This is a genomic window from Sulfitobacter sp. (assembly GCF_041552635.1).
Taxonomy (GTDB): domain Bacteria; phylum Pseudomonadota; class Alphaproteobacteria; order Rhodobacterales; family Rhodobacteraceae; genus Sulfitobacter.
Window position 1 is genome coordinate 1 of record NZ_JBFEKM010000013.1, and the last position, 21931, is coordinate 21931.

Annotated in this window: 18 protein-coding genes and 1 pseudogene; 11 read left to right on the forward strand and 8 right to left on the reverse strand. The window is 55.1% G+C overall.

Features of this window, described 5'->3' with window-relative positions:
• Nucleotides 1-608: pseudogene (locus ABYT07_RS02615) on the forward strand (acetoin utilization protein AcuC); the annotation flags it as partial.
• A 23-nt stretch (nt 609-631) separates the two neighbouring features.
• Here ABYT07_RS02615 and ABYT07_RS02620 read toward each other — a convergent pair.
• On the reverse strand, nt 632-2110 hold the full coding sequence (locus ABYT07_RS02620; protein WP_372989237.1) for an ABC transporter substrate-binding protein: 1479 nt from the start codon (nt 2108-2110) through the stop codon (nt 632-634).
• A gap of 145 nt (nt 2111-2255) precedes the next feature.
• Between ABYT07_RS02620 and ABYT07_RS02625 the strand changes: the two genes are divergently transcribed.
• Nucleotides 2256-3527, forward strand: a complete 1272-nt coding sequence (locus ABYT07_RS02625) for an Hsp70 family protein (RefSeq protein WP_372989239.1) — start codon at nt 2256-2258, stop codon at nt 3525-3527.
• Nucleotides 3528-3530: 3 nt separating this feature from the next.
• On the opposite strand, the gene ABYT07_RS02630 is transcribed toward ABYT07_RS02625, so the two are convergent.
• Nucleotides 3531-4811, reverse strand: a complete 1281-nt coding sequence (locus ABYT07_RS02630) for an acetylornithine deacetylase/succinyl-diaminopimelate desuccinylase family protein (RefSeq protein WP_372989241.1) — start codon at nt 4809-4811, stop codon at nt 3531-3533.
• A 100-nt stretch (nt 4812-4911) separates the two neighbouring features.
• Nucleotides 4912-6162, reverse strand: a complete 1251-nt coding sequence (locus ABYT07_RS02635) for an aminotransferase class V-fold PLP-dependent enzyme (RefSeq protein WP_372989243.1) — start codon at nt 6160-6162, stop codon at nt 4912-4914.
• A gap of 144 nt (nt 6163-6306) precedes the next feature.
• Between ABYT07_RS02635 and ABYT07_RS02640 the strand changes: the two genes are divergently transcribed.
• Together ABYT07_RS02640 and ABYT07_RS02645 are read left to right on the forward strand one after the other, a co-directional pair.
• A complete protein-coding gene (locus tag ABYT07_RS02640) occupies nt 6307-7158 on the forward strand; it encodes a formate/nitrite transporter family protein (RefSeq protein ID WP_372989245.1) in 852 nt (283 codons plus the stop codon).
• 70 nt (nt 7159-7228) lie between these two features.
• On the forward strand, nt 7229-8140 hold the full coding sequence (locus tag ABYT07_RS02645) for a YihY/virulence factor BrkB family protein (protein WP_372989290.1): 912 nt from the start codon (nt 7229-7231) through the stop codon (nt 8138-8140).
• Nucleotides 8141-8158: 18 nt separating this feature from the next.
• Here ABYT07_RS02645 and ABYT07_RS02650 read toward each other — a convergent pair whose 3' ends face one another.
• From ABYT07_RS02650 to ABYT07_RS02660, 3 genes are all read right to left on the reverse strand, one after another.
• Nucleotides 8159-8536 carry a hypothetical protein gene (locus tag ABYT07_RS02650; RefSeq protein WP_372989247.1) on the reverse strand — a complete coding sequence of 126 codons (378 nt, stop codon included), beginning with the start codon at nt 8534-8536 and terminating at the stop codon, nt 8159-8161.
• Nucleotides 8536-8859, reverse strand: a complete 324-nt coding sequence (locus ABYT07_RS02655) for a YqjD family protein (protein ID WP_372989249.1) — start codon at nt 8857-8859, stop codon at nt 8536-8538. Before ABYT07_RS02655 ends, ABYT07_RS02650 begins: the two co-directional genes overlap by 1 nt.
• Nucleotides 8860-8999: 140 nt before the next feature.
• On the reverse strand, nt 9000-9809 hold the full coding sequence (locus tag ABYT07_RS02660; RefSeq protein ID WP_372989251.1) for a response regulator: 810 nt from the start codon (nt 9807-9809) through the stop codon (nt 9000-9002).
• Nucleotides 9810-9914: 105 nt separating this feature from the next.
• Between ABYT07_RS02660 and ABYT07_RS02665 the strand changes: the two genes are divergently transcribed.
• The 3 genes from ABYT07_RS02665 to ABYT07_RS02675 are packed head-to-tail and all read left to right on the forward strand — an operon-like array spanning nt 9915 to nt 12348.
• On the forward strand, nt 9915-10070 hold the full coding sequence (locus tag ABYT07_RS02665) for a NepR family anti-sigma factor (RefSeq protein WP_372989253.1): 156 nt from the start codon (nt 9915-9917) through the stop codon (nt 10068-10070).
• Nucleotides 10067-10624, forward strand: a complete 558-nt coding sequence (locus ABYT07_RS02670; protein WP_372989254.1) for an RNA polymerase sigma factor — start codon at nt 10067-10069, stop codon at nt 10622-10624. The genes ABYT07_RS02665 and ABYT07_RS02670 overlap by 4 nt, the downstream gene beginning before the upstream one ends.
• Before the next feature lie 2 nt (nt 10625-10626).
• Nucleotides 10627-12348 carry a sensor histidine kinase gene (locus ABYT07_RS02675; RefSeq protein ID WP_372989255.1) on the forward strand — a complete coding sequence of 574 codons (1722 nt, stop codon included), beginning with the start codon at nt 10627-10629 and terminating at the stop codon, nt 12346-12348.
• A 181-nt stretch (nt 12349-12529) separates the two neighbouring features.
• Here the strand turns inward: ABYT07_RS02675 and ABYT07_RS02680 are convergent, their stop codons facing one another.
• Nucleotides 12530-13081: a cupin domain-containing protein gene (locus ABYT07_RS02680; RefSeq protein WP_372989257.1), complete on the reverse strand. Its 552-nt coding sequence runs from the start codon at nt 13079-13081 to the stop codon at nt 12530-12532.
• Between the two features lie 178 nt (nt 13082-13259).
• Between ABYT07_RS02680 and gabT the strand changes: the two genes are divergently transcribed.
• On the forward strand, nt 13260-14654 hold the full coding sequence (gene gabT, locus ABYT07_RS02685) for a 4-aminobutyrate--2-oxoglutarate transaminase (RefSeq protein WP_372989259.1): 1395 nt from the start codon (nt 13260-13262) through the stop codon (nt 14652-14654).
• 55 nt (nt 14655-14709) lie between these two features.
• Here gabT and ABYT07_RS02690 read toward each other — a convergent pair whose 3' ends face one another.
• Nucleotides 14710-16326: an FMN-binding glutamate synthase family protein gene (locus ABYT07_RS02690; RefSeq protein WP_372989261.1), complete on the reverse strand. Its 1617-nt coding sequence runs from the start codon at nt 16324-16326 to the stop codon at nt 14710-14712.
• A 446-nt stretch (nt 16327-16772) separates the two neighbouring features.
• On the opposite strand from ABYT07_RS02690, the gene ABYT07_RS02695 reads away from it, so the two are divergent.
• From ABYT07_RS02695 to ABYT07_RS02705, 3 genes are all read left to right on the forward strand, one after another.
• The gene (locus ABYT07_RS02695; protein WP_372989263.1) at nt 16773-17732 is read left to right on the forward strand and encodes a TAXI family TRAP transporter solute-binding subunit; all 960 of its coding nucleotides are present in this window, start codon (nt 16773-16775) and stop codon (nt 17730-17732) included.
• A gap of 124 nt (nt 17733-17856) precedes the next feature.
• Nucleotides 17857-20625 (forward strand): TRAP transporter permease, encoded by a 2769-nt coding sequence (locus ABYT07_RS02700; protein ID WP_372989265.1) that lies wholly within the window; start codon nt 17857-17859, stop codon nt 20623-20625.
• A gap of 166 nt (nt 20626-20791) precedes the next feature.
• Nucleotides 20792-21904, forward strand: coding sequence for a carbon-nitrogen hydrolase family protein (locus ABYT07_RS02705; protein WP_372989266.1), 1113 nt, complete (start codon nt 20792-20794; stop codon nt 21902-21904).
• The last annotated feature ends 27 nt before the right edge of the window (nt 21905-21931 follow it).

Below are 21931 nucleotides of genomic sequence, written 5' to 3' on the forward strand. Positions count from 1 at the left end.
TGATGATATCCGTGCACGAAGATCGCCTGTGGCCGCGTACCGGACCAATCGAAAATGATGCGGGTGGCAATGCGTTCAACTTGCCGGTCCCGCGTGGGCTGAACGATACCGAAATGGCGCATATCCGTGATCATCTGATCCTGCCGCGCGTGCAAGCGTTCAAGCCTGACGCGATCGTCCTGCTATGTGGTGCTGACGCCGTAGAAGAAGATCCGCTTTCGCATCTTTCGCTCTCTAACAACGCACATTGGGCCGTATTGCGCGGGTTGATGGGCATGGCCCCGCGTCTGCTGGTTCTGGGTGGGGGTGGGTACAACCCTTGGTCGGTCGGGCGCATGTGGACAGGTGTTTGGGGTATTCTGAACGGCTATGACCTGCCTGACCGGTTGCCCCCCAAGGCAGAAGCCGTCTTGCGCGGCCTGCGTTTCGACGGCAACCGCCGTGGTAAGAATCCACCGGATCATTGGTTCACGACCCTGCGCGACACCCCCAACGAGGGAGAGATTCGCCCGGAGATTTTGCAGATGGTAAGACAGCTTGCTGCGCGCGATTTTGGCGCTGGCCATGACCGGCAACAAAAAACGCCCCCGCAGAACGGAGGCGTTTGATCTAGATTGAAAGCCGTCTTGGTTTATTCAGCCCAGGTGACGCCTGTCAGGTCTGTTGCCTGCGTCGGGGCATTGCTCCAAAGACCTTGAACGCCTGCTTTGGCGACTGACAGGGCGGCAAGCTGGAACAGATAGCCGTTCACATAATCCTCGGCGATGGTCTTTTGCGCCTCGCCCAGCATTTCAGCCCGCATATCAGGGTCTGTTGTCGCGTTCAGCTTTGTCATCAGCGCTTGAAAATCAGGGTTGTCGTATTGGAAATAGTAATCGGGATTGGCGTAGATGCCGATATCCATAGGTTCTGTATGGCTGATGATGGTCAGGCCAAAGTTCTTGCCTTTGAACACGGTCTCAAGCCACTGCGCCCATTCGACGTTGTTGATCTTCGCAGTAATCCCCACATCGGCCAATTGTGCTGCGATGATTTCACCACCACGGCGGGCATAGGACGGGGGCGGCAGATCAAGAGTTGTCTCGAACCCGTCGGGGAAACCGGCCTCGGCCAGCAAGGCCTTGGATTTTTCAGGGTCAAAGGCGCTCATTGCGGTTTCATCGACATACGCCGGGTTGTGCGGTGCAAAATGCGTGCCGATGGGCGTGCCATAGCCGAACATCGCGCCGTCAATAATAGCCTGACGGTTGATCGCGTGGGTGACGGCTTCGCGGACCATGACGTTGTCAAACGGCGCCTGCTTGTTGTTCATCGCCAGAATCGTCTCGCCTTCGGTGGACCCGACGAGAACCTGAAAACGGGGGTCGGCTTCGAATTGGGGCAGGTTTTCAGGGGCGGGGAAGCCGACAAAAACATCCACATCTTCTGCCATCATCGACGCAAACGCCGCTGTAGGGTCTGAAATGAACTTGAACGTCGCCTTTTCCAACGCGGCAGGCGCACCCCAGTAGTTAGGGTTTTTTTCGATCATGATGTTGTCGCCCTGCGTCCAGCTGGTGAACTTGAACGCACCGGTGCCAATCGGCAACTGCTTGATGTTGTCGATGCTTTCGGGCGCAACGATAACGGCATCGCCCCATGCAAGGTTGAACAGCATGTTGCCGTTGGGTTCGGACAGCTTGATCTCTACCGTCATAGGGTCAATCACAGTGACCTCGGATATGGCACTAAACAACGCTTTTTGGGCATTTGCGCTGTCTTCGGTCCCGATCCGGTCAAGGCTGAATTTCACATCTTCTGCGTCCATCGTGGTGCCGTCGTGAAAGGTCACACCGCTGTGCAGTTTGAAGGTATAGGTCAGGCCGTCTTCGGAAACTTCCCATGATTCTGCCAGACCCGGCACAACCGAGCCGTCACCCATAAAGCGCGTCAGCCCTTCGAACACGTTTGAGTAAAGGACTGAATCGATGGCACCTGCCGCAGCGCCGGTCGGGTCCAGATGTGGCGGTTCAAGCTGCATCGCAACGATAATGTCGCTTTTGGCAAGCGCACCACCGGCCATCAGCGCGGCGGCGCAGGTGCCAAGAATGAGTGAGCGAAGATGGAACATCGGTGTCTCCTGTTAACCATTTGAAAAAAGACTACTCAGTTCGAATGGCTTTGGCCAGCACTGGAATAACAGTTACAGATTTGTATTGTGCCGCCCCCGCTGTCGGTTTATGCGCCAGCTTCGCTTTATCAGGCAGGGGTGCGTTATGGCTGCGGTGTCTTCCACATTGGGAATTGATTTCGGAACGTCCAACTCTGCGGCGGGCTATGCCGTCGACGGTGTGCCGCACCTGATTGATGTCGAGGCAGGTGAAAACACCCTGCCCACAGCGTTGTTCTTTGATGTCGAGGAAAAGCAGATCATTTACGGGCGCGGTGCCCAAGAGGCGCTGATTGGTGGCGACGAGGGGCGGTATATGCGCGCGCTCAAAAGCCTGCTGGGCACGCCCTTGATGCGCGAAAGCCGGATGTTACTGGGCAAGCGGATGGATTTCATCGCCATCGTGGCCAGCTTTCTGGCCGAGCTGAAACAGCGCGCCGAGGCAGCCACAGGCCAGACATTCGACCGGGCCTTGTCGGGACGTCCTGTAATGTTTCACAGCGCCGATGCTGCGCGCAATGCGCAAGCGCTGATTGATTTGACGGAATGCTATCATCTGGCCGGATTCAAGGACGTGCGCTTCATGCCCGAACCCGAGGCCGCCGCCCTAGCCAACCGCGCGGTTCTTGAGCCGGGCGATCTGGGGCTGATCGTGGATATTGGTGGTGGTACATCGGATTTCACCTTGTTCCGCCAAGAAGGCGACAAGGGCATTCATATTCTGGCCAGCAAGGGTCTGCGCATGGGCGGTACGGATTTCGACCGCGAGCTTAGCCTGCATCACGTCATGCCGCATCTGGGCATGGGCAGTCAGATCAAGCACGTCTTTGGCAGTGAAACCCACGCTGCACCTCATGCCGTGTTCACCGATCTGGCGACATGGCAGAAGATCCCGTTCCTTTATACCCGCGAACAGCGTCGTGCCGTTGATGATTTGGCAAAATATGCCGTTCAGCCTGATTTGCTGAACCGTCTGGTCAAGGTGCTTGAGGACGAGTTGGGCCACGACATCGCTTTTGCCGTCGAGGCGGGCAAGATCGCGGCGAATGATGTGGCTGCAACCGCCCCGCCCGAGATCAAGCTGGATATTCTTGAACGTGGTCTGCGCGTGCCGCTGCCACCCGCGATGATGGCTGCGACATTGAATGAAATGGCGAACAGCATCGCACAGGTTGCCACCGATCTGGTCGCGCAGACCGATCTTGCGCCGGCCGACGTGAACAAGCTGATCTTTGTCGGTGGCTCAAGCCTGATGGGTGTGATTGACATGGCGATGCGCCGCGCGTTTCCGCAGGCGGAACTGCACCGCGGGGCTGCCATGACCGCCATTGTTGACGGTCTGGCAATCGCAGCGTCCCATGCGTTTCCGCCTGAATAGAGCCTATATTTTCGGCAAAAGCAGCGTTTCCAGCGCCGCACCCATGACGCACGCGCTGTCGATCATATCGTCGATGCCAATATATTCGTCAGGTTTGTGCGCCAGCTCCAAAAGGCCGGGCCCGTAAGCGATACAGTTCTTCAACTTGCCGATCCGGTCGATGTGTTTCTGATCGTATGATCCGGGGGATGCAACGTATTCAGGTGCCTTGCCCATGATATCTTGGATCGCGTTTGCCACGGTTTGAACCACTGGCGCGTCGCGGTCGGTCATTGAGGGAAGGACCGAATTCAGCTCTGTCAGTTCATAGTCGAAATCGACGCGCGTTTCGCGCAAGCCTTCCAGCAGCGCGCGAACTTCGCCGCGGACTTGATCCAAGGGTTCTTCGAGCAGAAACCGTCTGTCGATGGTGATCCGGCAACTGTCAGGGACGCAATGGGCGGGCAATCCGTCGAAGTCATCGTCGTTTTCCTTTTGCCCACCGTGGATCGAATTGATGTTCATCGTCGAACTGCGCGCCCCTTCGGGGACGACGGGCATATCGGTGTGACGTGCGGCCATGGCGGGGAAAAGCTTGTTTTCGAACTCGGACAGCACGGCCCCCATGTGCCGCACAGCGCAGTCGCCAAGGAACGGCATGGAGCCGTGGGCGATTTCGCCCTTGGTTTCAATCTCTGCCCACCAGCCACCGCGATGGCCCAGACAAATGCGGTCTTTTTGCAGGGGTTCGGGGATGATCACATGCTGGACCCGTTCGGGGTTAAAGAACCCCTGTTCCGCCAGATAAGCCACGCCGCCATAGCCGCCAGATTCTTCATCAGCGGTGCCGGAAATTTCGATCGCGCCAGCAAAGTCTGCGTGCGTTTCGATGAACGCTTCGGCGGCAATGATAGATGCGGCCAGCCCGCCTTTCATATCGCAGGTCCCGCGCCCGTAAATCTTGCCATCAGATACTTCGGCCCCAAAGGGTTCAAAGGTCCAGCCCGCGCCGACCTCGACCACATCGGTGTGGCTGTTGAAATGCACGGTCTCACCCGAACGGGTGCCCTCGCGACGGGCGATGATGTTCCAACGGGGGTATTTCACGCTATCGCCGGGGGTGCCGTGGGCGCGGATCAGCTGTGTCTCGAACCCGTGCTGTTTAAGCCGCTTGTCGAGGTATTCGCAGATCAGCAGATAGTCGCGCCCCGGCGGGTTGAGCGTTGGGATGCGGATCAAATCCTGGGTCAGCGCGATCAGGTCGTCGCGCTTGGCGATAATGGCGGAGGAGAGTGTGCTTGTCATAGGCGCATGTTTGAACGGGCGCGCGCCCAAGGCAAGCGGTGTCTTGGGCTGCGCGGTCGGATTTGAGTTTATTTTGCAAAATGAAGCAGGCTGGACGCGTTTATGCGGCAATGTCCTTCATGGCGGCAAGCAGAGTGCGGACTTCGTCCATTGTGTTGTAGTGGCACAGCGACACCCGAACGGCGGCATCCAGACCAAGAGGTGTCAGGATGTTGCCAGAGTAGTGATCGGCCTTGCGAACATGGGTCCGGATACCTTGGGCGTTGAGCTTGTCTACGATGTCTGCCGCGGGCACGGCTTTAAGGGCAAAGCAAACCAGCCCTTCGCGGTCGGGGTTGTCGGTGCCACCAAGGATGGCCACGTCCGGCAGGTCGGCAAGACCGGCAAGGTTGCCGGTGCCGAACAGCATTGCGGTGGTCAGCTCTTTTTCGTGATCATGGATCGCGGCACCCGCTGCTTCGATCTGGGCGCGTGGGTTGGTTTCATCTGAAACCTGCTGCCCCAGCCATTCGAAATAGCGCACCACATCGCTGAAGGTGGCATAGGAACCGGTGTCGCGGGTGCCCATTTCCCAATTCCCGGCAGGCCCGTTCTTGAGCGTTTCGATGGACAGGGCGCTTAGCCGATCCGATGCCCAAGCAATACCATAGCCGTGGCGCGAAAACAGTTTGTAGGGCGAAATCACATAGCCGTCGATGTCATAGCTGGCGATATCAATGCGCCCGTGGCTGGCATGTTGGATGCCATCCACAAAGATAAACGCATCAGGGGCAACCGCGCGGATCGCAGCACTAATGCCGGCCACATCATTGGCAATGCCCGTGACGGGAGAGGTGTGCAGGATCGTGGCGACCCGTACTTGCGGCGTCATGAGCGCGGCATAGGCGGCCGGCGTGACCTGACCTGTCGCATCGTCATGGGGCACGCTAATGTAGTCCTTGCCTGCCTTCTCGGCCCAGTGCAGGGCAGCGCTGCGCGAGGCAGGATGTTCCACAGTAGAGCCGATAACGGTGCCTGCGGGGGTGCCCATTACCGCCGTCCGGATTAACCGAAAGGAAAGTTCGGTTCCGCTTTCGCCGACAAAAAACTGGCCACCGGGTGCGTTAAAGAACACAGCCATATCCGCCTTGGCCTCTTTGATCTTCGCAACCAGCGCATGGGACGCGGGGTTATCGCGGCCTTGGTTGTCGGGGATAGACGCAAACAGCGTCGAGGTTTCGACAACCGTATTCAACGTCAACGCCCCGCCTGCGTTTTCGAAAAAGATGCGAGGGCCTTGGAACGGGCAATTGTCCACATGGGCAAAGCTTGCGCGAATGGCGTTTGTGAGTTCTGGATTATTTGTGAACATTTTCGGGCCTTGCTGCGTTAGTCTGTGTACTTTGGGAATGTGTGCGCTAAATCTCGTCCAGATCACAACAAGAATTATCCGCTTTGGCCATCTTCATTTTGATGAAACCGGGCGCATCAACGTCAAGAAATACCGGAGCGTCTAATGGCACCTTTGATCCAACGCAGTGTCTCGAGAAAGAAAGACAAGGAAAAGCAGGCGGAAGAACGCTCTGTCAGCGACGCAACGGCATTGTCGCCCAGAATGATCTATGAGGTCATTCGGCGCGAAGGCGAAGAAGAACTTGCGCGCAGCAAGCGATCGTTGATCTGGTCGGGTATTGCCGCGGGTATCATGATCAGCCTGTCGGTGTTGGCCGAGGCTATTTTCAGGACCTATCTGCCAGACACGCCCTATCGGTTTTTGATCGAGAACCTTGGTTATTCGATGGGGTTTCTGGCCGTCATTATGGGTCGGATGCAGTTGTTTACCGAGAACACGATCACCACTGTGTTGCCGATCATGCGGGCGCGGACATGGGCATCATTCGTATCTATGATGCGGCTTTGGGTCATTGTTTTGGCGGCGAACGTCGTAGGTGCCTTTGCGGCAGCGGCATTGTTCATTTGTACGCCTGCCATTTCACCTGACGTGATCCCGGCCATTCTTGACCTGTCGCAGCATGCAACTGGCATGGGTGCCTACGAGGGGTTCTGGCGCGCTATTCCTGCAGGTGTCATTGTTGCCTTGATCGTTTGGATGCTGCCACAGGCCGACGAAACGGCGTTTTTCCTGATCTTGGTCTTTACATGGCTGATCGCCGCAGGTGATTTTGCGCATATCGTGGCGGGTTCTGTTGAAATGGCGGTCATGGTTCTGGATGGTCAGCTTGGGTTCTCCGGTGCGGTTTTCGGATTTTTCCTTCCGGTGCTGTCGGGGAATATCATCGGGGGTACGATTATCTTTACGCTGTTGGCTTGGGGTCAAGTCCGCGATGAGGTAGAGGGGCACGACTGATCAGGGTGGCGCGCGGCCAACCCCGACATGATCTGCCAGACGAGGGCCGGAGTTTTTGAGACAGATAACGATCAAGATCATCAAATTGTACTGGGTAAGTTTGAAAGCCTGTATCGTGGATATAGGCGAAAAGAACGTGGCTTTGATCGCGGCGGGTATCGCGTTTTATGCCATGTTGTCGCTGTTTCCCGCCCTTGCAGCACTGGTTGCGATCCTTAGCCTAATCTCGGACCCTGTCGTGGTGATTGCCCAGCTTGAGGACATGCGGGGGCTGATGCCAGATGATGTCTACGACATAATCAACGGCCAGATTGTATCAATGGTCACGACCAGTTCAGAGACACTGGGCTGGGCAGGGACTGTATCGCTGTTGGCGGCACTTTGGTCTGCGCGGGCAGGGGTTGGCGCCATGATGATCGGCCTGAACAGTGTCTATAATGAACGAAACCGGAATGCGGCATACCACTATCTGCGGGCGCTGATGTTGACGTTCAGTCTGGTGATGGTGGGGATTATTGCACTGATTACCGTGGTGATTGCACCGATCGTGCTCTCGTTCATTCCGCTGGGTATTTTCGGTTCAATCGTAGCAGAGCTGACCCGTTGGACCATCGCGATATCCGTTCTGCTTGCCGGTGTCGGCGTGCTGTACCGTTTTGGCCCAAACCGCCGTCCCGCCAGGATGGGGTGGCTGACATTTGGTGCGGTGTTTGCTGTGTCCTCGTGGGCGCTTGTGTCAATCGGGTTCAGCTACTACGTCGCCAATTTTGGGAACTATAATCAGGTTTACGGATCAATCGGTGCCGTGATTGCGATGCTGGTTTGGTTGTGGATCAGCAGCTTTTTGGTGCTGATGGGGGCATCTTGGAATGCGCAGGTTGAATTGCGCACCAAGATGGATAGCACGATCGGACGGGACCGTCCCCGCGGCAAGCGCGGGGCGCATGCTGCGGATGAACTTGTGATGGTCGATAAAGATTAGCGGCAGGCAACGCGCAAGTTAAAGGCGCGTGCCTCTTCCGGCGTTCATGCCATTGATGAAGGCGACTATAATCGCTGCAATGCCACCTGCGCCACCGCTCAGCTGTGCCTTTTGGGCTGCTGCGGCTTCCATCTGTAGTCTCTGCTTTAGTCTTTTGCGCGCGGCCGACCGGATGGACATCGCAAACACCAAGATCAGCCCGATGCCGAAAAAAGTAGAGCCGATGATCAGGCACGCGACCAGCGTCGTTGTGAAAGTCAGCAAAAACAGCCAAGCAGCGACCGTTAAAAACAAGCTGCCAATCACAAGACACAAAAACGCGCCCAAACCGATTGCAGCGGTATGGGCGGTTTCTTTGACCTTACTCGCAAGACGATCTGCGATCAGGTCCAACATCAGCGGCGTGCCGAGATCAGGCCAACCAAAAATCCGACGCCAGCAGCAATACCAAGCGCTGTCGCGGGTTGGGTGCGGATGAACTCTTCGGCGGAGTCTTGAGCCTGCGAGGCTTTTGCACGACCGTCATTCGCCAGATCCTGCGCCGTGTCTGCGAAATGCTGCGCGGTGGACTTTGCGTGTTCGGCTGCATTTTTGGTCTGCGCCTTGGAATAATCACCAATCGTCCCGGTCAGGGCGGCGATATCATCTTTCAAAATTGCGATCTGTACAGAAAGATCTTCGACTGTGGCGACTTTATTCACTGTGTTATCCTTAGCCATTTTTGCGTCTCCTAGATAGATTACTTACAATACTAACGTTTTTGTGAGGCAAAAGGTTCCCCCCAATTTGGCGTAAAAAAACCACGCCGGAAAGCGTGGTTTTTTTTGACATGGATGTTCGTCGTGGCACCGAGGCCTGATTATTTATGCAAGGTTTCGGTCGACGAAAAGAACATCGCTTGTGAAACAGCAGAAAGCACCTGATCGACGGTATAAGGCTTTGAGATCAGGAATGCAGGCTCTGGCTTGTTGCCGGTCAGCAAACGTTCGGGGAAGGCGGTGATAAAGATCACAGGACGCAGACCCAAATCACCCAGCAAATCGTTTACTGCGTCGATGCCGGAGGAATTATCGGCAAGCTGGATATCCGCAAGGATCAGATCCGGCACATCGGCGTTGCCCAATTTGACCGCTTCGGCTTGTGTCCGTGCAATGCCGGTAACCCGGTGACCCATATCACTAACAATGGATTCCAGATCCATAGCGATGACGGCTTCGTCTTCGATGATCATCACAGACCCTGTGACATGGTCGGACATCTCGCGACGAGCAATCTGCACCAGCTCATTGGCTTCTTGGGTTTCGACGCCGATGATGGTGCCAACTTCTTCGAAAGAGAACCCTTCGATCGAATGCAGCAACAATGCTTCGCGGCTGTGGTTGGTCAGTTTGGCAAGGTGCTTTTGGGCTTTGGCCCGCATGCCGGTTTCGCCTTCTTCGATGGGGGCACCTGCGCTGGCCCAAATGCTGTAAAGCACGCGAAAAACACCAGTACGTACTTCAACACCGTCAAGAACGGAACGGTCGGTCAAGATCGCCTCAAGAGATGCTGCGGCAAACGCATCACCACTGGCCTGGCTTCCCGTCAGCGCCCGCGCATAGCGGCGCAAATAGGGAAGGCACTTGCCCAAGGCATCGCTGATGTTATGCGTTTCGGTAGTATCCGTCATTTATTGTCGTCCTTTTAAAGTATTTGTGGAACTAAACCACGTAAAGTAATGTTTAGTTCCATGCGCCATGTCTACAAAAACAATTTACAAGTCAGGAACCCTCTAATGCACTTAGCTCAGAACAAGGAAAGAGAGCGCTTTATCGACGAAAACCTTAGGCGAGTCTACGAGGAGACAGTCGATGAAGGGATTCCAGACAAGTTTACTGAACTTCTGAACAAGCTCAAAGAACAAGAGAGAGAAAACGGTGCAAGCAAGTGAGCGGGCAAGATCCTCGCGATCAACTGGTCGAGCATTTGCCGGCTATGCGCGCTTTTGCGATTAGTTTGACCCGAAACGGTGCCATTGCGGACGATATGGTACAAGACACGCTTGTGAAAGCATGGACCAATATCGATAAGTTTGAGGTCGGCACGAACATGCGTGCCTGGTTGTTCACAATTTTGCGCAACACGTATTATTCGTCGCGCCGCAAGGCCAACCGCGAGGTTGCGGACGTCGATGGCATATTTACCGAAAGCCTGGCCGAGAAGCCTGCGCATGACGGGCACATGCAGATGAACGATTTCCGCAAAGCATTGGGTTCGCTCAAGGATGAACAACGCGAAGCATTGCTTTTGGTGGGAGCTTCGGGGTTTTCCTATGAAGAAGCGGCCGAAATGTGTGGTGTTGCAGTGGGGACAATCAAAAGCCGGACCAACCGGGCACGTGCACGGATTGCCGAATTGATGGGCCTGCGGGACGACGAGACATTGGAAATGACGGATGATGCTACAATGTCGGTAATTTCGTCATCGAAGGTATCCTCTTTTTAAAAATGACTTCTGGATTTTTAACGACGAACGTTTTGCGCGGTCTTGCTTTTAAGGTCCTGCTGTTCCTGTCGCTCGCCTTGTTGCCCATCGGGCTTATCTCTGTTTTCCAGACCCGAGAGATTGCGGATCAGAATCTTGCAAATTCGGAACTGTCTTTACTGGCAATTACCGAACAGGCGTCGACCCAGGAAAGCAGCATGATCCAGGAAGCATTCGGCGCGGCCGAAGCGCTGGCGTCCGTGGTTAATCTGATCAAGAGGGACAGCAGATCCTGCAGCGCGTTTTTGCGTGAATATCAGCAGGCATCACACCTTTACACGGTCGTTAGTTATGTGATGGCCAGTGGTGAGGTGAATTGCGCGTCATCCGGGTCCGGGCTGGATATTTCGGAACTTGGCGTCTTCAAAGCAATGATGCGGAGCAAGACGCGGATGGCGCATGTCATGCAAGATGCGCCCGTAAGTAAAGAACCCATTCTAATCGTAACCGTCCCTCTTTTTGTCGAAGACGAATTGCTTGGGTTCATAAACATGTCGATCCCGGAAAAAGTGTTCCAGAGCGTCAAGGAACCTGATCTGGCCAATCCACCTGAAGCGATGCTGACGTTCAATTCTGAAGGCCGAATTCTGACCGCAGAAAACGGACCTGCAGTCGCCAAAGAGGAACTGCCTTCAGCCTCAGAGCTGAAATGGTACATCAGCCAATCTGGCCGTGTGTTTCGTGCAACTAACAACAGGGGCCAGAACAGGGTCTATGCGGTGCTGCCCATCGTCCCCGGTGCCGTCTATGCGATGAGCGTTTGGTCAGAGGATTCTCCGGTTTTGCAAGCCGGAACCACCACGACGCTCACGTTGTTCTTGCCTACAATCATGTGGATCTCCAGCTTGATCGTTGCGTTTTGGGCGCTCAACCGTCTGGTGATACGCCATATCCGCAAGTTGGGACGGCAAATGCGTCATTTTGCGCTGAACAGAACCCTGCCTCGTGCGCCGCTTGGCGGTTTTGTCCCGACCGAGATCGTCGCGATGGAAGAGGCCTTTGTGGGCATGGCTGAATCGATCCTCCGCGACGAAGCACTTTTGGAAGACAGCCTGCGACAAAAGAATATCCTGCTGAAAGAAGTGCATCATCGGGTCAAGAATAACCTACAGCTGATTTCGTCGATCATGAACATGCAGATCCGGCAAGCCGCAACACCCGACGCCAAGCGCGTCTTGCAGCGCCTTCAAGATCGGATACTTGGCCTCGCGACTGTGCACAAAAGCCTGTATCAAGATGATAACCTGACCCGCGTTGATGGCGGCGCTCTGGTGCACGAAATCGTCAACCAACTTCTCAGCGTGGGCCTGCCCAGTGGGACTGGCGTACAAGTGGTGCAGGAATACGAAGCGATCCAGCTTGATCCTGACGATGCGGCACCGTTGACGCTGCTGGTGTCAGAAGCCCTTACAAACGCGCTGAAATACGTCGGTGTTTCTGGAAATGCGCCCGGCAAGATCGAAATAAGGCTAAGCTATATCAAGCCGGAAATGGCCCTGTTGGTGGTGAAAAATACGATCGCCATCGAGAATGCCGAAGAAGGAACGGGATTGGGAATGCGTCTGATCAATGCGTTTTCGCGGCAGCTGAACGGGCAATTTGAAGTTGTAGAGGAAGATCAAAGTTTCAGCCTTAGTGTCGAATTTCCCGTGCCCCTTCGGCAAAAGGAAGTTTACGATTACTGATGGCGAAATTCAGGGTTCTGCAACGTGGTTGGTTTAACATCTTTTCCTAGATGAAGCATGGCTGGTTGACGCTGATCAAAAGCGTGTAGGCTTGTTTTTGACCCGTAAACCGATGACAAGTGGAATGTGACGGGAGGCTGGCGGCTCTGCAGACATAGCGGCCGTAGCAGCACAAAAACTGTTAAAAGCTAGGCGGTGTACAGGCGCTTACCACGATGCAGGTGACATTGCCGATATTGCGAAACCTGTGCGGCAGGCGGCTGTCAAATATATAACCATCACCAGGCGTCAGCACTGACGCCGCGTTTTCGACGGTTACTTCAATCTCTCCTGATATCACAACGCCGGCTTCTTCGCCGTCGTGAACGATCAATTCGGGGCCGGTGTCGGCCCCTGGCGGGTAGGTTTCATACAATACCTGTAGGGAATGTTTTTCTACACTGCCAAGCTGGCGCAACGAAACCTGTCCTTCGCTGGAGGGTGAGATTTCTATAAACTCGCTTTGTCGGAAGAAAACTTTGGGCGTTTCGGTATCCTCGAGGGGTGAGAAGAATTCTGCCATGCTGATCGGAATTGCATCCAACAAGCTTTTCAGTGATGCGACAGACGGGCTGGTCTTGTTCTTTTCGATCAAGGAAATCGTTCCGTTGGTCAGACCCGCTTTGGTGGCAAGCTCGCGCTGCGAAAGGCCACGTTCTTCGCGAATCGTTCTTAGCCTATGACCTATGTCCACGCCCGACCCCTAAAAATTTCGATACACCATCTAAACCCTATCGCCATGCAATTACAGGCGAAATTTAGCACAGGCAAAGGGGCAGTATCGCGCGTAAGAGAAACTCCATTGACAATTAAATTAAACACAATAAGAGGATTTTAAACGTACGCCTGCGTTCTATTAAAAGGATTTGTAGATGTCTAGCACTGCTAAAAAAACGTCCCGCAAGGGCGCTGCAAAGAAAACTGTGAAAAGCACAATCGTTCCCGATATGCTTGAAGCGAATATGTCTATTGAGACGAACGCCCAGCTTGCCGCACGACGCGAACTGGCCGTGCCCCGCGGTGTTGCATCTGCAACGCAGATCTATGCCAAATACGCTGAAAACGCGGAACTGTGGGACGAAGATGGCAACCGTTACATCGATTTTGTTGGCGGTATCGGCGTTTTGAACACGGGCCACCGTCACCCAAAAGTAGTCGCAGCTGCAAAGGCGCAAGAAGATCAGTACACGCACACCAGCTTTCAGGTTGTGCCTTACGGCCCCTATATCGAGCTGGCAGAAAAGCTGAACGCGCTTGCCCCCGGCGATATGCCGAAAAAGACCCTGCTGGTCACAACGGGCGCTGAAGCTGTTGAAAACGCGGTTAAAATTGCGCGTGCTGCAACGGGCCGTCCCGGTGTGGTTGCCTTTACCGGGGCCTACCACGGTCGGACGTTGTTGACGCTTGGGCTCACCGGCAAAGTTTCCCCCTACAAGAAAGACGTCGGACCGTTTCCGGCAGACATCTTCCGCGCGCCTTTCCCGTCCCAGCGTGATGGTATCACTGTCGAAGACGCGATCATTGGCCTCAAGAACCTGTTCCTGACCGATGCCCAGCCAGAGCGTATCGCAGCGATCATCATCGAACCCGTTCTGGGCGAAGGTGGCTACACGCCAGTGCCGTTCGACATGATGCGCCAACTGCGCGAGATTTGTGACGAACATGGCATCATGTTGATTGCCGACGAAGTGCAGGCGGGCTTTGGTCGCACAGGCACATGGTTTGCGATCGAACATTCCGGCGTCGTGCCAGATTTGATCACTGTCGCGAAATCCATGGCGGGGGGGTATCCGCTTGCGGGTGTGATTGGTCGCGCCGACGTGATGGACGCGATGGCTCCGGGCGGTTTGGGGGGCACTTACGGTGGCAACCCCGTTGCTTGTGCTGCGGCTCTTGCTGCCATTGCTGCAATCGAAGATGAAGGTCTGTTGGCGCGCTCCGCCAGAATGGGCGAGCACCTCAAAGCACGGTTTGCGGAAATCGGCGCGCGCGCCGCACCCTTCCGCATGTGGGACATTCGCGGTCTTGGCGCGATGGTCGCGGTCGAATTTGTGACCGACTTTGACACTGCGAAGCCTGATGGTGATTTCACCAAACGCGTTATCGCCCATGCACTAAAGCGGGGTCTGCTGCTGCTTAGCTGTGGCATGCAAGGCAACGCAATCCGTGTGATGGTACCTTTGACAGCATCGGACGAGATCGTAGAAGAAGGCCTCGCAATTTTTGAAGCTGCGGTGCTGGCGGCAGTAGCTGACGATACATTTTAAGTTTTAGACTATAGAAAAAAGGCGCGCCGGGAAACCTGCGCGCCTTTTGTTTTGGTCAATCGAATGGCGTAAAGCTCGAGGCTTGTGCGCGGCTCCAGCGGGTTTTGTTACCCCGAAAGTCCGGAGATTTGTCGTCCAGCAGATATCCCTCGGGCAGATAGCCATAGACCTCATCCCCTTGCACCATGCTTTTGTCGCCTTGGCGCAGCATCATGTGACGGGGCAGGAAATCACTGGGGTGCGATAGACCTGCAGCACCGGTCATCTCTCCCAAAGCGGCGAGCGTATTGCGGTGAAAGCGTGCCACACGTTCACTTTTGTGACCCACATCAAGGGCGCGTTGGCGGATGGGGTCCTGGGTCGCAACGCCGACAGGACAATGGTTTGTGTGGCAGGCTTGGGCCTGAATACAGCCGATCGCGAACATAAAGCCACGCGCAGAATTGCACCAATCTGCACCAAGGGCCAAGGCGCGTGCGATATCAAACGCCGATACGACCTTGCCTGCGGCACCCAGTTTCACCTGATCGCGGATGCCCGCACCGCGCAACGTATTGTGCACAAATGTCAGCCCTTCTACCATCGGCATGCCCACGTGATTTGCAAATTCCAGCGGTGCCGCACCGGTACCGCCTTCGGTGCCGTCTACCACGATAAAGTCGGGCACGATGCCGGTTTCCAGCATCGCTTTGACCATGCACATGAATTCGCGCTGGTGGCCAATACACAGCTTGAACCCGACGGGCTTGCCGCCAGAAAGATCCCGTAATTTTCCCAAGAACAACATCATCTCAACCGGCGTGGTAAACGCGGAATGCGCGGCTGGCGACACACAATCCTGCCCCATCGGCACGCCGCGGGCCTCTGCAATTTCTGCGCTGATCTTTGAAGCAGGGAGCATGCCGCCGTGCCCCGGCTTGGCACCTTGGCTCAGTTTCACCTCGATCATCTTGATCTGATCGCTGCTGGCCTGTTCTTTGAATTTTTCGGGATCAAAATGGCCATCATCAGTACGGCAGCCGAAATAGCCGGAGCCGACTTCATAGATCAGATCTCCGCCGCCGGAACGGTGATACCGGCTGACCCCGCCTTCGCCGGTATCGTGGGCAAATCCACCCAGTTTGGCACCTTTGTTGAGCGCGCTAATAGCGTTGGCAGACAGCGATCCAAAGCTCATCGCTGAAATGTTGTAGATTGAGGCATCGTAGGGTTTGGTGCAGTCCTTGCCGCCAATGCGCACACGAAAGTCGGTATCCTTGATATGAATCGGCTGAACAGAATGTGTCACCCAAGAATAACCGGCATCATAGACCCGCATTCGGGTCCCGAAGGGCCGCGCATCTTCCTGACCTTTGGCGCGCTGATACACTAAAGACCGGTCATCGCGGCTAAAGGGTTCTTCGTCTTGATCGGATTCAATCAGATACTGCCTGATCTCGGGACGGATGCCTTCAAAGAAAAACCGCATATGCCCAAGCACCGGGTAGTTTCGAAGGATGGAATGTTTCTCCTGAATAAGGTCATAGACCCCCATCGCCGACATTGTCCCAAAAAGGATCAATGGAATGATAAACCAAGCTGACCAAGCGACCATCAAGATCACCGAAACGAGAGCCAAAAGGACGACTCCTGCGAAGGTAGCAAAGCGGGCAAGGGATGAGATTCTGTGCATGGATGCTCCTGCAGATGCAATTTTTGTAGGCTAAATTACTTGTTGACCGCACGTATATCATAATATTCTCAAATGTGTCTGAACGGGTGCAAAAGTAGTTTGGCCGAGTGAAAACCAGCTGTTTGATTTTATCAACACAATTTTTCTGATCTATTTTTCCAAATCAATTTTATTGAAGTTATTTGTTATATTCCAATGCCTTGTGTTAATTTCTTTGGGCGCAAAAGTTCTTGTTGATTAGTATATCCAACAGCTTGGGCAATTAAAAAGATCTAGGCCAAGTTTTCAACCATCGATCATTTCGCCCTTGTCGGACCTAAAAAACGACGTCGACGGTCGCATAAATCCACTTGTTTAACGGCGCGGTATCTGCGTTCATTCACTTCATGAGAGAAAACCCGCGCTTAAATGACGCGGGTTCAGATTAAAAAGTTGGGAGACTTCAAATGACGATTTTCAAGTCTATCGCCATCGCATCCGCGCTTGTCGCGGGAACAGCTGCGACAGCGCAAGAAAAATTCATCACCATCGGCACTGGCGGCCAAACTGGTGTTTACTTTGTTGTAGGTCAGTCGATCTGCCGTCTGGTAAACCGTGACAGCGCCACAACCGGTCTGAAGTGCACAGCGCCTTCGACAGGTGGGTCCATCGCCAACATCAACGCCATCAAGGCGGGCGACATGGATATGGGTGTTGCCCAGTCCGATTGGCAGTTCCACGCATACAACGGCTCCTCGCAGTTCGAGGGTGACAAGTTCGACAAAGAGCGCGCAGTTTTCTCTGTACACTCCGAACCCTTTACCGTGATTGCACGCGCCGATGCCGGCATCGAAAGCTTTGACGACCTTAAGGGCAAGCGCGTTAATGTCGGTAACCCCGGTTCCGGTCAGTTGGCCACAATGGAAGTCGTTCTGGCCGCCAAAGGTTGGTCCATGGATGATTTCGCGCTCGCATCCGAGCTGAAGCCAGCCGAGCAAGCCGCCGCATTGGGCGACAACAAGGTTGATGCAATCATCTATACCGTTGGTCACCCGAACGGGTCGATCCAAGAAGCTGTTTCGACCGTGGATGCCAAGCTGGTTCCAGTCGAAGGCGAAGCCATCGACAAGCTGGTCGCTGACAACCCCTTCTATGCGTATGCGTCTATCCCTGGTGGGATGTACAAAGGCACAGACAGCGAAGTTAAGACCTTTGGTGTGAAAGCCACGTTTGTGACGTCTTCGGATGTCGATGATGCCGTCGTGTACGAAGTCGTAAAGGCTGTCTTTGACAACTTTGACCGCTTCAAGAAGCTGCACCCTGCGTTTGAGAACCTCAAAGAAGAAGAGATGATCAAAGACGGTCTGTCCGCGCCTCTGCATGACGGTGCTGTGAAGTACTACAAAGAGCGTGGTTGGATGGAGTAATCCACACCCTCTAGAGACCACCAGAAGCGGGTGTGCCCCGCTTCTGGACCAAACTTGTACAATACCTGCCCAAAGATAATAAAAGTGCACCTGTCCTAAGACGGGGCCGCCAAGGGGACGATACATGTCAAACAATGATCAACAGCAAGCTGCTGCCGTCGAAGCCGAAGCCGCCGGAAAAGGCGGGCTAAGCCAGTTGGAATTAGACGAACTGGTCGCTTCCTCTGACACCGGCGGTCGATCCGCAACGGGGAGCGTTGGCGTTTTCCTTGCCATGACCGCCCTTGCATGGTCGTTGTTCCAGTTGTGGATCGCGTCGCCCATTCCCTTTATTGTCGGTTGGGGTGTTTTCAACGATACTGAAACCCGCTCGATCCACCTTGCCTTTGCGATCTTTCTTGGCATTGCCGCATTCCCCGCCGCCCGCACCAAGGTGCAACTGGGCCTTGGTGTCGCGGTCCCTATCATTCTGGCCTATCTGTTTATGGTTGGTGCCAAAGACGGAACACCGACGTGGTGGATCCCGCTGGTCGCCATCGCCGTTGTCGCCACAGTGGTTCTGGGCTCTCCCAAAGACCGTATTCCGGTTTGGGAATGGATCCTTGCCGTCGTTGGTGCTGCGGCTGCCCTATATCTATTTGTCTATTACCGTGAAATTTCCGGCCGCGTTGGTGCGCCGAACATGCAAGACACCGTGGTATTCGTTATCGGCATCATGATCCTGCTTGAGGCAACGCGCCGCGCGCTTGGCCCTGCCTTGATGATCGTGGCCTCCGTATTCCTGATCTACAACGTGCTTGGTCCGGTCATGCCCGACATCATCGCGCACAAGGGGAACTCCCTTTCCGAGATCGTGAACCACCAGTGGATCACCACAGAAGGTGTGTTCGGCATCGCGCTTGGTGTTTCGACATCGTTTGTTTTCCTCTTCGTTCTGTTCGGCGCATTGCTGGATAAGGCCGGCGCGGGCAACTATTTCATCCAAGTGGCGTTCAGTCTGATGGGTCACATGAAGGGCGGGCCTGCGAAGGCTGCCGTTGTGTCTTCGGCCATGACAGGCCTCATCTCTGGTTCCTCTATTGCGAACGTGGTGACCACGGGTACATTCACCATTCCGTTGATGAAGAAGGTCGGGTTCAGTTCCGAAAAGGCGGGCGCGGTCGAAGTCGCGTCATCCGTGAACGGCCAGATCATGCCACCTGTTATGGGTGCTGCAGCGTTTTTGATGGTTGAATATGTCGGCATCCCTTATTTCGACGTGGTCAAGCACGCGTTTTTGCCTGCCGTGATTTCCTATATCGCGCTGGTTTATATCGTGCATCTTGAGGCCCTTAAGGCCGGTATGGTCGGTCTTGAACGCCCCTATACGCCCAAGCCCATTGTGCAACGCCTGCTGGTTTCCGCCTTCATCGTGGCGGCGATCTGTGCGCTTAGCTTTGCCGTCTATTATGGCATGGGGTGGTTGCGCCCTGCATTCCCGAACAGCGCGGGCTACATTATCTTTGGTCTTCTGACAGCCGTTTACGCCGCACTGCTGTTTGTTGGTTCAAAAGAAGAACCGCTGAAGCTGGACGATCCAAACGCGCCCGTGACACGTTTGCCAATGCCCGGCCCGACAGTGCGGTCCGGTCTGCACTTTATCCTGCCGATCGTCGTGCTGGTCTGGGCGTTGATGGTTGACCGTTTGTCCCCCGGCCTGTCGGCCTTTTGGGCGACGACCTATATGGTGTTCATCTTGGTCACCCAGCGTCCGCTGATGGCGATCTTCCGCGGCGAAAGCCAGTTTGCCAACGATGTGGTTGAGGGTCTGAAAGACCTGATCGACGGCTTGGTCGTTGGTGCCCGCAACATGATTGGTATCGGTATTGCCACGGCGACTGCGGGTATCATCGTGGGCGTTGTCAGCCAGACTGGTGTGGGGTCAGCTTTGGCCGATGTGGTCGAGGTGCTGTCGGGTGGTAACATCCTTGCCATCCTGTTCCTGACGGCGATCCTGTCTCTGATCCTTGGAATGGGCTTGCCGACCACCGCGAACTATATCGTTGTGTCCGCGCTGCTTGCGCCTGTCATCGTGACCTTGGGCCAGCAGAACGGTCTGATTGTACCGCTGATCGCTGTGCACTTGTTTGTGTTCTACTTTGGGATCATGGCCGATGTGACGCCGCCTGTTGGCTTGGCCAGCTTTGCGGCTGCTGCTGTATCCGGCGGTGATCCGATCAAAACCGGTGTGGTCGCGTTCTTCTATTCGCTGCGCACTGCGGCCTTGCCGTTCCTGTTCATCTTCAACACTGAACTGCTGCTGATCAACGTGACCATGTTCCAAGGCATATTCGTCTTCATTGTCGCGACCTTTGCGATGCTGCTGTTCGCAGCTGCAACCCAAGGCTGGTTCCTGGCGAAAAACCGTTTCTACGAAACGATTGCCCTGCTGCTGATCGCGTTTACGCTGTTCCGTCCCGGTTTCTGGATGGACATGGTTTTCCCCCCGTATCTTGAGGAAGCACCCGCCGAGATCGTTCAAGCCGCTGCTGACACACCTGTTGGCCAAGACCTGCGCCTGCGCGTGTCCGGTGTCGGTGATCTGGGTGATCCCATTGAATTTGTGGCCCTTCTGCCGATCGGCGCAGGCACCACGGGCGAGGAAAAGCTGGAAGCTGCAGGTATCGTGACGCGCATGGACGGTGACAAGATGATCATCGACGATGTGCTTTACGATTCACCGGCGTCGAACGCTGGGCTGGACTGGGACCAAGAGGTTCTGCGCGTTCTCAAGCCAGTGTCGACACCCAGCAAATACTGGATGTTCTTGCCTGCACTCTTATTGCTTGCCTTTGTTGTCATGCTTCAACGGGGCCGCAATGCGCGCGGTTCCCGCAAGGCAGTGTCGGTCTAAAAGTGACTTTGTGCATGCGACGCATAGAAGCCATGCAATGGCCGCTTGAGTTGACGCTAACTCCCCTGTTTAATATTCTCAAAGATGGGGATATGGACGGGCCAACAGGGGCATCTGGCCGGACTTTTTCCGACCCGTGCGCCCCCCTTGGTCGGAGTGAGTTTTGATGACACCTTTTGCGATTGCCGGCGTACAAATGTACGTAAATGCCTTGGAATCTAACGTGGATGGAATGATCCAGCGTCTGGATATCCTGATGGCGCGTTTCCCATGGACCCAGATGGTCCTGTTTTCTGAATTGACCCCGTTTGGTCCGCTTGACCGTTTTGCATTGCCACCGGAAAACGAAACCCTAGAGAAGTTTCAGGCCGCCGCGCTCAAGCACCGCGTTTGGCTGATCCCGGGATCGATGTTTCTGAAAGATCCGGTCGATGGCCGTGTGTATAACACCGCCGTCGTGATCAACCCCGAGGGCGAGATCATCCGCCGTTACGCCAAGATGTTCCCGTTCCGGCCCTACGAATCCGGCATCGCGGCAGGTACTGAATTTTGCGTCTTTGACGTGCCGGATGTTGGCCGTTTCGGTCTGTCGATCTGCTATGATATGTGGTTCCCTGAAACCACACGCCAGCTGACCAGCCAAGGTGTCGAAGTTCTTTTGACCCCAGTGCTGACCGGTACAACTGACCGCGATGCCGAACTGGCCATCGCACGTGCAACTGCCGCGCAATTCCAGTGTTATGTGTTTGCGGTGAACGGTTTGGGCGCAGGTGGCGTTGGTAAATCGCTGGTTGTCGATCCTACGTCGATGGTCTTGCACCAATCTGCGGGCCAAGAAGACATGTTCCCGATTGAAGTTGATATGTCCATGGTCCGCCGTCAGCGCGAGACCGGGATGAAAGGTTTGGGCCAGGTACTGAAATCCTTCCGCGACCGGTCGACTGATTTCTCGATCTACGATCGCAACAGCGGGACAGACGCCTATTTGAACACGCTTGGCCCTCTTGAGGTGCCGGTTCAGGGGTCGCGTGCGGGATTGTTCGTCGATGTACCTGCACAGCGTGTGCCGCACGTCCCTGCGTTCAAAGGTCAGGATGCGGCCCCCGGTTTCGCGCTGGCCCAGCCTGGATTCGCGCCGGAACCACTTGCAAATGAAACAGCAGGGACGGCAGCGATGCACGCCCATGCCCCTGCACCCGTAGTTCCGACTGCGGCGACACCTAATCCACCTGCAAAGCCCGGCGTATTGCCGGGAACAGATGAATCACCCAGCGGCTAAGCTGTCGCTTTGGGGTCCGACCATCCT

Bases quoted from the DNA above. Each gene is read 5' to 3' on its own strand.
- ABYT07_RS02620 (WP_372989237.1), bottom strand. From the start codon at position 2,110: ATGTTCCATCTTCGCTCACTCATTCTTGGCACCTGCGCCGCCGCGCTG.
- ABYT07_RS02625 (WP_372989239.1), top strand. From the start codon at position 2,256: ATGGCTGCGGTGTCTTCCACATTGGGAATTGATTTCGGAACGTCCAAC.
- ABYT07_RS02630 (WP_372989241.1), bottom strand. From the start codon at position 4,811: ATGACAAGCACACTCTCCTCCGCCATTATCGCCAAGCGCGACGACCTG.
- ABYT07_RS02635 (WP_372989243.1), bottom strand. From the start codon at position 6,162: ATGTTCACAAATAATCCAGAACTCACAAACGCCATTCGCGCAAGCTTT.
- ABYT07_RS02640 (WP_372989245.1), top strand. From the start codon at position 6,307: ATGGCACCTTTGATCCAACGCAGTGTCTCGAGAAAGAAAGACAAGGAA.
- ABYT07_RS02650 (WP_372989247.1), bottom strand. From the start codon at position 8,536: ATGTTGGACCTGATCGCAGATCGTCTTGCGAGTAAGGTCAAAGAAACC.
- ABYT07_RS02655 (WP_372989249.1), bottom strand. From the start codon at position 8,859: ATGGCTAAGGATAACACAGTGAATAAAGTCGCCACAGTCGAAGATCTT.
- ABYT07_RS02660 (WP_372989251.1), bottom strand. From the start codon at position 9,809: ATGACGGATACTACCGAAACGCATAACATCAGCGATGCCTTGGGCAAG.
- ABYT07_RS02665 (WP_372989253.1), top strand. From the start codon at position 9,915: ATGCACTTAGCTCAGAACAAGGAAAGAGAGCGCTTTATCGACGAAAAC.
- ABYT07_RS02675 (WP_372989255.1), top strand. From the start codon at position 10,627: ATGACTTCTGGATTTTTAACGACGAACGTTTTGCGCGGTCTTGCTTTT.
- gabT (WP_372989259.1), top strand. From the start codon at position 13,260: ATGTCTAGCACTGCTAAAAAAACGTCCCGCAAGGGCGCTGCAAAGAAA.
- ABYT07_RS02690 (WP_372989261.1), bottom strand. From the start codon at position 16,326: ATGCACAGAATCTCATCCCTTGCCCGCTTTGCTACCTTCGCAGGAGTC.
- ABYT07_RS02695 (WP_372989263.1), top strand. From the start codon at position 16,773: ATGACGATTTTCAAGTCTATCGCCATCGCATCCGCGCTTGTCGCGGGA.
- ABYT07_RS02700 (WP_372989265.1), top strand. From the start codon at position 17,857: ATGTCAAACAATGATCAACAGCAAGCTGCTGCCGTCGAAGCCGAAGCC.
- ABYT07_RS02705 (WP_372989266.1), top strand. From the start codon at position 20,792: ATGACACCTTTTGCGATTGCCGGCGTACAAATGTACGTAAATGCCTTG.